The sequence below is a fragment of the Pseudomonas amygdali genome, from assembly GCF_002699855.1.
In the GTDB taxonomy this organism is placed as follows: domain Bacteria; phylum Pseudomonadota; class Gammaproteobacteria; order Pseudomonadales; family Pseudomonadaceae; genus Aquipseudomonas; species Aquipseudomonas amygdali.
The window spans coordinates 1-11582 of record NZ_LKBW01000062.1 but is presented as its reverse complement, the minus strand read 5'-3'; the positions used below and the strand labels follow the sequence as shown (position 1 = coordinate 11582).

2 protein-coding genes and 5 pseudogenes are annotated in these 11582 nt (G+C 55.6%); 5 read left to right on the top strand and 2 right to left on the bottom strand.

All coding sequences use genetic code 11. From position 1 onward, the window contains the following. On the top strand, window positions 1-628 hold a 628-nt coding region (locus AO277_RS06650; protein WP_099258833.1), incomplete at its 5' end, for a c-type cytochrome. A gap of 768 nt (window positions 629-1396) precedes the next feature. Further along, window positions 1397-1937, top strand: a pseudogene (locus tag AO277_RS06640) (IS3 family transposase); the annotation flags it as partial. 50 nt (window positions 1938-1987) lie between these two features. Here the strand turns inward: AO277_RS06640 and AO277_RS06635 are convergent. Then, window positions 1988-3055: a maleylacetate reductase gene (locus AO277_RS06635; protein ID WP_044319781.1), complete on the bottom strand. Its 1068-nt coding sequence runs from the start codon at window positions 3053-3055 to the stop codon at window positions 1988-1990. A gap of 222 nt (window positions 3056-3277) precedes the next feature. On the opposite strand from AO277_RS06635, the pseudogene AO277_RS06630 reads away from it, so the two are divergent. Further along, window positions 3278-3907, top strand: a pseudogene (locus AO277_RS06630) (phenylacetate--CoA ligase family protein); the annotation flags it as partial. A 177-nt stretch (window positions 3908-4084) separates the two neighbouring features. After that, window positions 4085-4961: pseudogene (locus AO277_RS06625) on the top strand (LacI family DNA-binding transcriptional regulator). Window positions 4962-5101: 140 nt separating this feature from the next. Here AO277_RS06625 and AO277_RS06620 read toward each other — a convergent pair. Further along, window positions 5102-10787, bottom strand: a pseudogene (locus AO277_RS06620) (type III effector); the annotation flags it as partial. Window positions 10788-11193: 406 nt separating this feature from the next. Between AO277_RS06620 and AO277_RS28955 the strand changes: the two are divergent. Next, window positions 11194-11346 (top strand): annotated as a pseudogene (locus AO277_RS28955) (ATP-binding protein); the annotation flags it as partial. Between the last annotated feature and the right edge of the window lie 236 nt (window positions 11347-11582).

Genomic DNA, 11582 nt, shown 5'->3' with positions numbered 1-11582 from the left:
CCCCAGCCGACTTTTCGTACAAAACCTAACAGGCGTTGCGGCTGGAGATCATATACAAGTCATAGCCACTGATGGTTTTGTAGCTGAATTATCGGCAGCACTGCTGCTCAATACTCAAGGCTCTCGTGCCTGGCTGGCTATTGAGAATCAAGCCGAACCGTGGCCACTGTTACCGATCAGAGATCATAGCGCTGGACCGTTTTATATGGTATGGACGGACCCACAAGCTAACAATATTAGCCCTGAACAATGGCCATTTCAAATTGCCAGTATCAAACTAATGCCGCACGTTTCTGAACGGTTTCCTGCATTATTACCTGCTCCGGAGCTAACAGCAGACGATCCAGTTAAACAAGGATTTGAGCTTTTTCAAAAACACTGTATGGCATGCCATACAATGAATGGCGCGGGGGATGCCCGGTTTGGGCCCGACTTGAACATTCCGTACAACCCGACCGAGTATTTTCAGGAAAAATTCCTAAAGCGCTACATCCGTGACCCACAAAGTTTGCGTAAGTGGCCCCAGGCCAAGATGCCAGAATTTTCGGTTTCCGTAATTAGTGATAAAGAACTGGATATGCTGACAGCCTACCTCAAACACATGAGTGGACGGAAGATTACACCATAATTATAGTAGTGTATTGCTTATGAAGGAATTCGGAAAAAATCGTACGCTAAGGTTTTCAGACCTGTCGTAGCGGCATGAATTTCCCGTTTTCCAGTTTGCGGCTTTGCAGCCAGATGTAATCGCCGGCCAGGTTGACGTGCTCCCAGCCCTTGGGTGCCCCAATTCAATCTGTTCCTTCCAAGAGTCCACAATCGTCCACTTTCGGAAGTTCATCACTCGGGTTAATTACTACATACTTTTGGCTTAATTTGTGGTTGCTACAAGTGGTGAGTCCTTCCCTTACTGCAAATCTGTTAGATTCATCAGGGTTTTAGAAAGATAAGTTCGCTTTGCGCTATCAGTGTACTGCTACGCCCTCCTGATTGTCATGAGCGCATCCGCATCCGATTTTTCCGGATTGTTCAGGCGGTCCATCGTCATTTGATAACCTGTCGTGGACAACGTTGTTCTATCGCTTACTTTCTCCACTAATTAATTGATTTCCTGCCAGGTCGCTGACGAGTTACCGGAAACTCTATTCATGCTGACTGCACTACTACGGTATCTGTCTATTACGAATGCGTGGGTGGACTTTGAGGCGGATTTGGTTCCATGCAACGTGGGCGACTCGGCGAAGCACTTCAAATCTATCAGCATGAACCAAGGTGAGCTGGTCTAATGACCCCGGACACCTCTATGGGTGAAATTACATTCATGAGAATCACCATGACTAAAAAATACGGAAAATTTGATGCCTTAAAGTTTCATCTCTGCAAGCTCATCTTTGATACGACCAACAGTAGTCACTACTTGTCGGTGCCTGAAAACCTTCTCAACTGCCTGTTCAACCCTGAGGCCATCAATCAGTCATGGGTTGCGTATATCACGTATATCCACACCCCAAGCGGCTGGGTGTATCTGGTCGCGGTGATGGACTTGTTCTCGCGCAAGATCGTGGACTGGGTCATGGCACCCTATATGCGGGCCGAGTTGGTGACTAGCGCGATGCAGTTAGCCATCGCTCAAAGGCGGCCTGAGCCGGCCAACTTGGATAAAGGGCGTCAGTAGGCGGGAGCGGCTTATCAGACCTTGCTGACTCGCAAAGGGATGCGTTGCAGCATAAGCCGAAGGTAACTGTTGGGACATTGCAGTAATGGAGCGCTTCTTCTTTAATTTGAAAATGGGGCTCACTTGGAGAAAGGATTACGCCAACGACGGCGAAGCAATAAAGAACATCACGGATTACAGTGTGCTGTTCTACAACGAGGGGCGATTGCACTCGACAATGTGCTACGTGCCGCCCAATCAATATGAGCGGCAAGCGGCCTGACGACCACCGATTGAAGTTTCCGGAAAAAGTTGACCACTACAGCGGTCCGATTACTGCGGACGAACTCCTTCGTATGCGTCTTGAAGCAATTGGCGAATCGCCTTGGCTTCGATTGGCCGAGGGTTCAAGTAGGGGTTGGAGAGCGCAATGTCCGTGGCGCGGTCCAAGTCTACTTCGGTCATGCCCAGGTCCTTGAGACGCGTCGGTGCACCGAGTGAGCTGGACAGGTCGAACAGAGCCGCCGCCGGGCTGATATGGTCCACGCCTAGTGCGCGATTTATGCGCGACAGCGCCGGGGCGGCCGACTGGTTATAGGCAATGGCATGAGGCAGCACGATGGTGTGGGTCTGCGCATGGGGCAAGTTGAAGCTGCCACCCAAGGTGTGGCACAGCTTGTGGTGCAGGGCCATGCCGACATTGCCCAATACGGTGCCACACAGCCAGGCGCCATACAGGCAGTCACCACGGGCGTCGAGGTCGTTGGGATTGCGATGGATACTTTTCATGCCTTCGACCAGTGCTCGAATCCCTTCCTCGGCCATCAGCGACATAACCGGGTTGCCGTCTTGCGCGTAGAGCCCTTCGGCGGCGTGGGCAATGGCGTTCATGCCGCTGGTGATAGATATTTCCAAAGGCAGGCTGGTGGTCAGTTCGGGATCGTAGATCACCGTTTTGGGCAGCACACGTGGATCCTTGCCGGTGCGTTTTATGCCGTTTTCTGTCAGTCCGTAGACCGAGGTCATTTCCGAGCCCGCATAGGTGGTCGGGATTGCCAGAATCGGTAGGCCGGAGTCCATGGCAATCGCCTTGCCAAGGCCTGTGGTCGAGCCGCCGCCAATGGCCACGGCGCAATCGGCGTCCAGTTGCCGCGCAACTTCCCGAGCTTGGCGGGCGGTTTCGATGGGCACGTGCATCACGGCCTTATCGAAGATGTCAGCGGCGCGTTCACCCAGCAAAGTGGCCACGTGCTCGGCTTGGGCACGCTGTTCCAGGGTGCAGAGGATAAGAGCACGCCGAGCGCCGAGACGATCGATTTCCGCTTCCAGTTGCTTCAGTGAGCCTTTGCCAAAAATGACGCGCGAAGGTTGGCCGTTATAGACAAAGTCAGAGGTGGGCATGTGGTTGATCTCTTGTGGCAGGGGTGGGTTGGTAGGCAAACAACTGCCAGTGACCGCTTGTGTTCAGCCAGACGCTGAGGTTTCGGTTGTGAATCGACTTGTCGACGCCATATGAGGTGATGCGCGCCTACATTTCGCCAAAGACCAGCTCGGTGTCGTCGTATAGCCTGACCTCGTCGACCTGACGCTCGATTTGGTGATACATGTACAACCCATGGCCGCATTTTTTCGGGCCTGAAAACCTTCCAGAAGAAAATCATCAGGGAAGCCTTTGGCCAACAGGTTTCCATTGTCGGTGTGTATGGCAGTTCCGAGGGCGGCATTCTGGGTTTCACCAACAGCCCTTGCCACACCGAATACGAGTTTCTGTCCGACAAGTACTTCATCGAAAAAGAAGGCGACAGCATCCTAATCACCTCGCTGACCCGAGAGAACTTCACGCCGCTGCTCAGGTACCGCCTGGGAGACACCGCAACCCTTTCGATGAAAGGCGACAAGCTCTACCTGACTGACATCCAGCGGGAGGACATGAGCTTTAACTTCATGGGCAACCTTATCGGTCTGGGCATCATCCAGCAGGCGATCAAACAGACACTGGGCCGCCCCCTGGAAATTCAGGTCCACCTGTCAGTGACCGAAGCACGCAAGGAACTGGTGACCGTTTTCGTTCAAGCCTCCGAAGTCGACGAAGACGAACGCGCCAGAATCGAAACAGCCATCGCCGATATCCCCGACATCAACGAGGCGTATCAGAAAGACCAAGGCAGCGTGTCGGTCTTGCGCAAGGATGCCAGAGACTATGCCGTCTCGGAGCGAGGCAAAATGCTCTACATCATCGACCGCCGAAACTGAATGGTTGATGTGAACGAGTGAGCAACTGCACCGACGGGGCCTTTTGCTGTGTCGGTGCAGTTTTTTGGAGGATTCGGAAGCGTCAGAGGTCAGAGTCCACGAAACTGAAACGAACAGACTAATATTTACAGGCCTCTGTAGCATGATTATCCGTCAACCTGACAGGCCCCGCCTCGCATGACCTCAGTTAAAGACGTTGCACGATTGGCCCGTGTGTCCCTGATGACGGTGTCTCGGGCACTCAATAATCCGGCCCCGAGACTTATCAGCGAGTCCATAGCGCAATTGACGAGCTTCAATTCGTACCCAGCCTGTCGGCGCGCAGGATTCGGGGCAACAACTTGCAGACACGAACCATCGGAGTGTCCGCCCTGGACACCGCCACGACACCGTTCGCGGTCGAGCTGCTACTGTCCATCGAACAGACCGCACAGCAAGCAGGCTGGAACGTATTTATCCTCAACCTGCTAAGCAACCCGCCCACCGACACAGAATGTTGACCTGATGCTGTCGCATCGACCCGACGGGTAGATCTTCAGCGCCATGGGGTTGCGCAACGTGAGTATTCCCCAGCGTTTGAAGAGTAAACCGCTGGTGCTCGCCAATTGCATAGCCGATGACAGTAGCCTCGTCAGTTATGTGCCAGACGACGAAACAGGGCAGTACCGCGCCTTGCACTACGCGTTCAGCCAGGGCTATCGACGCCCGTTGTTTATCAATCATTGGGAATCCGCCGCCATTCTCGAACGGCCCATGATTGATGGCCGTCCGCAGTTCGACATTCTGATCTGCGGCAATGACCGGATTGCCTTCTGTGCCTACCAGTTGCTGCTGGGCCGAGGCCTGAAAATCCCCGGCGATGTCGCCGTGCTCGGTTACGACAACATGATCGGCATCTCCGAACTGTTCATTCCTGCGCTGACCACGGTGCAGTTGCCGTACTACGAGATCGGTCGTAATGCTGCCCGGCACTTGATAGAAAGCCTCGAAGTCTCGGGAGCCCAGCCGAGTCCAGCTAGTGGATTGTCCGCTGGTGGTCAGGGAATCGTTATGAGCGACTTGCAAGGGATCACGCATCAACGCTGAGCACTTACTGCTTGTATAGCGGTCGTTGAGATTCAACCAGACGAACGACGAACCACAACAAAAAAAGCGCCCCTCAGGTCGCTTCCTTTGTTGTTTCAGTGAGTAACGGATCTTATCGAGTTCACCCCAAGTCATATCACGAACGGCATCGCTGAAGCTGCGCTCACCTTCGAGGGCAACACGGATTGCCTGATCCAGGCGCTTGGCAGTAGCGTCCATCGCTTGCCGCTCGCCGAGCAAGTCGGCGCGCAGCCGCTGCAGCAATGATGTTGTATGTTGAAGCTCCATCGCCATCTCTTCGCTGTTCGAATCGCCCTCCTGAGCACCTCGTTCAAGTTGCGTCAGCAACTCGTCGCGGCGAACGACCAGAGCGTTCACTTGCGATGAGACCCTGTTAAGTTCAAGTCCTGTTGCCGTGCCAGCTTCCACCCCTTTGCGAGCCAATATTTCCATGGCATGTCCGAGCGAACGCCGACTTTTTTCAACACTGAGCACATGGGCCAAAGCCGAAGTTTCCGTCTGCCTGGTCCGCTCGCCGGGTATCGAGTACACCATTTCACTAGCCTGGCGCATGGCCTTTACATCTTCATCCAGTGCCTGATGATTTCGTTTGAGCGACGCAAATGCACCCCGCACACTTTCTCCATCGGCGTTGCGGTCATCAATTTCAGGCGCTGGCAATTCAGGAATGCGCAAAAGCAGTCTGTCTACATGCGCGGACGCCGTCCCATAAGCATGCTGGAACGAACCGATAGCATTCGCCTCACGTTCATGCGCCGAATTCATACGCTGAATTTTGCCGTCAAGTTGTCGCCATACGTCATTCGTTGTCAGGGCAGCAGCCTCCCCTGCGGTGCGCATCGTCGCCTCTTTACGCGGCGACGGAGGGCCATACGGAACATCCCCGGCCTGGGTTCTCTGCCCCAGAGCCTGAATACCGGATTGCTGTAATACCCGTAACGGCGACTGCAGCGCTCTGCTTCCGGCTTCCAGCACCTCAATACCTTGCAAACCGTCATAAAGACCGTATTGGAACTGGATTTCCGCTTCGAACAACTGATGCGATGTCGCGCCAGTGGCCGAAACGTTCAGCAGCGGCAGCCCTATTCTTGAAGTCACGGGGTTTTCATCGGTGTTATGTACGGCGATCGCCGCCAGCCGGTACAGGTCAGGTGTGTTTTTGATCTTGTCCAGAACGCCGCGCCAATTCAGTTCGCTTGCTGAGGAGCCCGGCAAACCCAGCGTACGTGCCGACGCCTGCTGCTCGCGCGCCAGTAGCGCGTCATTGATGGCGAACCTCGCCTGCGGACGCATCTCGAACACGTATCGCACCTGATTGATGTTGGGCAACGACTGGAAACAGCGCATGACCTGATCGAGGCCAGGTGTTTTGCGACGCAGTTCCGCCATGTCGTTCAGTTTGCTGCCAAGCCCTATATGGCCGATGGCGTGAAAGACTACGGTTTCCAGCGATTCACGCCCGAACAGGTTGAACTCCACCCGCGCTCCGGGAATTGCGCGGGCATGATGCNCTACCGAGGCGCGATCAATTTCGGAGCTCGCCTGCCACACACTGTTGCCTGCGTTCGACATCTCTCGGGCCGCATCAAGGCGCTGACGGCGCAATGCATTTCCATCCAGGGCGCCACCGGCTTCCACGTTACGCGCCTTCGAACCTTGTATACGGTCAATCACCTGATTGATTGTCGCGATACGCTCGCTGGGGCTGGTCGAATAAGCGAGCGCACCCAACTCCCCGATATTGTCAGGAAAGGCGCTGGCCAGGCGCTGACGCATCTGGCTCCACTCGTCGGCCGTAATGGGCTTGGCGACTTGCGTATCGAAGGTGCGTTTATAGCTGGCCGTCGACAGGAAGGGGCCGCGGCGCTTATCGTCCACCACGCTATCGGTCGGCAGTTGCACATCGCTTGACGCAACGCGGATGCCGGCGAGCTGCAGGTTACCGTTTCCAGTAGACGCATTTATCAACTTTTGAGGGCGATCGCCGAGCGCTGAAGAGAGCGCGCCTCCCAGATTCAAGTTGCTGTTGAATTCCAGATTGAAATCCGTGCGCCCCTGAAATTCCAGGCCGATAATCTCTGCCCAGGCGTGATCCAGGTGCAACTCCATTTGTCCCCAGTGCGCGCCAGCCTGCGCCGTCGCGCCTACCGACAGCGCCCCCGACGCGGTACTGCGTCGGTTGTCGGCGCCGGATGCAGCAGCATCTGCCGACGGTTTCTGTGGTCCATATTTCTGGCTCAGGCTAAACGGCGATACGCTGACGTTTGCCCCCACCGAGCCATTCAAATTGGTTTCGAACAGATCCAGACCAATCGAACCACCGTTCACGCCAGTGCGCAGGATCTGAGTGCTATCGGGGTGATTGACGTCGAATAACAGCCGCACGAAATCAGAGATCGTCGAAGGCGCGATAATCACGGCGGCGCCTTGACCATGCTGGTATGCCCCGGAAATACCCAGGTTAGCGGAGCCTCCCCACGTTGAGTTCATCGAGCGACCCGGCCGCGAATCAAGAACACGGCCACCAGTGCCAAGGCCTGGCTTGAAGTCGATTCCGACCCCTGACGTCGCTGATACGGAGGCCTTGGCGTGGCGCACAAAAAACGCGAACAACCCGGCATCGTCGTCCTTGCCGTCACCGATGCGCTCCACGCCGAGTACCTGAAGCGCCTCGCCAGTTATGCCGACGCTAAACGCATTAAGATGTTTCCAGTCGGCGCCCCCCAACGACCCGCGAATTTCCAGACCGCGCGACTGCGTCGAGAAAAAGGTACTCCTGTTGAACAGATCCAGGAGTAAATCGGACATACGCGCGGCCATTTCGTCCGGCGCGGCATCGGGCGGCAAGCCAAGATTTTTGAGCAACTGGGTGCGGCGTGCCGAGCCCGGCAACGATATCTGTTCGCGAAACGTCGTCACCACATCATCGAAGGCCGCTAATTGAACCCAAGAAGACAGGCCGAGTTTGCACAACCCCGGAAGCTTGGCATCTTGCTGAAGCCTCTCCGCCATTTCCAGCGCCTGCGTATCGGTGCTGGTCAACAGCGCATCATAGTCCACCAAACCCGCCATCAACCCTGATGTTCGCAAGCCGTGTGGCGCATGGCTGCTGGCACTGTCAGCGCTTCCATCATCCGCCGGCAAGCGTACGCCAGCACGCATCATTTTTTCGCTGACCTCGCACAAGACGCTCAACAGCTCAGCCTCACGTTCGCCCATACGATCAGCGTGCAGCGCCGCGCCACCCGCCAAGGCTTTAATACTCTGGTTCAGGTTCGGCAAAATATCTTCTGATCTGGACAAGCCGACCGAAGACAGCGCTTTATTCACTTGCGAATGCTGCCGCCGCCATAGCTCGGCCAGCCGGAACGTTGGCGTAGAGGTGGTAGACGTCAGATCGCCAGCACTCTCGCCGTCCCCCATATCGCCCATGATCACGCCTTCATGGAAGCCTATCTTGCGCAAGTCGCGTAACAGCGCTTCCAGCTTCTCTTCCCGCAGGTTCAACAAGCGTTGCGTTTGCTGATGTGACAGCCCGAACTTTTCTCCGTCGGACGGTCCTACGGCTGAAGCGACGCGTACTTGCGCGAGCGTCGGCAACTGTTCGAACAGCGTTTTACCTGACGTATACGCCTGCTTCGCCTCATAATGGAAACTGGCCAGACGCCTCTCCTGGGTTGTCGGCGGCAGTACGACGCCAAGCTTGTGCGCCATTGCCCGCATCGTGTTTTTCGTCACTCCGCCCAACACATCTCTCGCCAATGCGCCAACCTGAGCGCGCGTCGTATCAACCGCTGCCTGTACGCTCGACGTCATCGTCAACGGGTTGTTCGCTGCTGTCCCCATCAGCGTCGTAACCGCAGATGCATCATGATGCGGTGTGCTGATACGACTGGCTTGCTGCTGGTTGACGCGGGCGTTGGTGCCTGCAAGGAAGTTCTCCGGCGGCAGTTCGTCTGCCTCCGGTTCGGGCTTTACGCGTGCTGGCAAGGGACGATTGTCGTGCGACGTCATTGCAGGCAGCAACGTGTGCCAGTTATCACCCAGCTGCAATTGTATTTGCCCAGTTCGAGTGGCGCGAAGATTCGAAGGGTGATCAATCCCCGGCAGAATTATCGGCACCGGCTCCCAGTCATCTTTCGCGCTCAAACGTTTCAACTGAGGTCGCTGGTTACGAGGATGATGCAACACGAGCAACTGATCGTTGAGCCCTATGGCGAGGGCGATGGGGCGCTGCAACAGGGGAAGTCGGCGGGCTTTGCCATCCGCGTCGGCGGCGATCAGCAGACCTGATTCCATCAGCGCGACGCTCTGGCGATTGTTGTGAACCGCCAGCGCCTGCACTGGCTCGTCAAACTGCGCGATAAGCCTGGCGCGTAACTCCACTGTATCCGGGATAACCGCCAAAGGTCCCCCCGCAGGATGACGCGGCAGTTCGGCATCAGTCGGCAACCAAGAGGTACGGCCCTCCAGTTTCAGTTCGACGACCTGCCGTGCATCCCCCAATAAAGCAAAAACCGGTTTCCTGTCGATAAATCCCAACGCAGAGGAATAGAGAGCGGTCACACCCGTCAGCGGTTCGCCGCCCGGCTGTCTTAACCGCTCCCATGGCTGGTCAGGAGCCGGTTGATAATGCAGCACGCCGTCGATATGCCCCACCTGAGCATGACCATCAAGCTGAACGTGCGACTGCACAGCCGTCTCCGACGGAACATGCAGCCCCTCGGTGTAGAGCAGCAGCAACGGGCGATCCAGCAGATACGCCGGCCAAAACAGCACCTCGTTCTGCGCTCGCTGCAAGCTCATGCGCCGCCCGTTTTGATCCTGCAACATGAGATGAACAGTGTTGTCCCTGGACAACCCCATGGTGGTCACGGCCCAACCTTTGCCCTGCGCAAAATCGCCAGGTAATTTCAGCCGGTGGGGCTTCAACAGGCCCGATGCCTTTCAGATCGGCCTGATAAATACGTCCTTTATCATCGAGGATCAGCGCAGCGTTGCCGCGCGGCAATGGCAGTAAATCAACGGGGCGGGCCGGACTCTGCTCGACCCCCAGGCCGCTGGCTTCTGGCCGCAAAAGCTCGACAGGACGGGAAATGCCATTTGAATGAACCGCGCCCTCATGCAGCCATTGCACCTCGCGACCGGCGCCAATGCGCACCGCCGCGCCTTCGGGAAGCCGTTCGGTCGGCACGGACTCGGCAGACGTGTCGGTTGCGCGCCAGAGTTGCCTGCCGTTGTGTAGATAGACATCGCCATCGGCCTGCAAACCAATCATCCGCAGGGGCTCTCGGGGATCCGCGCCAGGCAGCGTCAATGACGTCCAGCGCTCTTCCATATTTGCGGTATGAACCACACCGCCGCGCTCTATGTATGCTCGATCATGGGAGGACTGCCAGAGTCCTGTTAATAATCCTATCGGCGGTTCGGCAAGCCGGGCAGCCACAGCATCGGCAGTTATTTCTCCGCTGATGCCGTATTCAATGTCAGGGTGGACCGTCAAAACGGCCATCAACATGCCTGGTACGGAGGTGAAAAACGCCTCATTACGCGGCGCTAGCGGCTCGTGATGCATGGCGGTATAGCGCACTAGCTTGCCATTGTTATCAAGGCTGGTTTCGCTTTGAACCGACGGTCGCTTTGCCAGCCAGTCATTAATGACGCTCACCCCATCTGTATGACTTCTGATACGAACATGCCTTCCGCGTTGCGACGGCACCGCTTGCAGTCCGAGCACCTGACTATTCAAACTTGCATGAGCCCGATTTCGCATGCCGCCCTTGTGAGACGACGGGCTTTCATCAACCAAAGGCAATGGTTCAGGTAGCTGAGGCGGGCTGTTAGCAGGCGAGACACTGTCTGCAGGATGAGGGAGAGGGTTGGCAGTAAATCCGGAAGAGGTAACCTTTACCATCGTTATTATTAAACTCCTGTATATAAAAAATATGTCCTGTTTATTACCCACGAAGAACCAACGGCATCATGCCGAATAGGACGTGGTCTACATCTCCATTACAAGCTTGTGACTGGAATACTATGGGGTCTACCGATTAGAGCCTTCTTCGTTGCGGTAATAAACAACAGTAACTGAGTGGCTGTGCAGCCAGATCGGTTCCCACGACCGTCATCAAAATGTCACAACGAGTCTGGCCTGACCACCACTCCGGAGTGTTCTCTTTGGCAAGGCAGGGCGAATCGCCCAAGGACTGCTTCGCACATATCTGGTGATACTTGATGAACTGGGGTATTTGCCTTTATGCCAAAGCGGTGGCGCACTGCTATTTCACCTGCTGTCCAAGCTGTGCGAACACACCAGCGTGGTCATCACCACTATGGACAGTGTTAGGCAAGCAGTGCCCGCAGTGATGGCCTTTAGGTATGGCTTGAAGGCTATTCAGACAAGGGAGTGAAAGCTTAATTTATTTTGTTTACACCATCTTATTTATACGAGACACCCCTTCAGATGCAATTATCTTAAGGAAATCCTGAAAAAGACTTCCTGATTTGGCAAAATCTCCGGGCACCAATCGCCGAGCTTTTCGATGATGAATCAAATGACCTTCGCCGA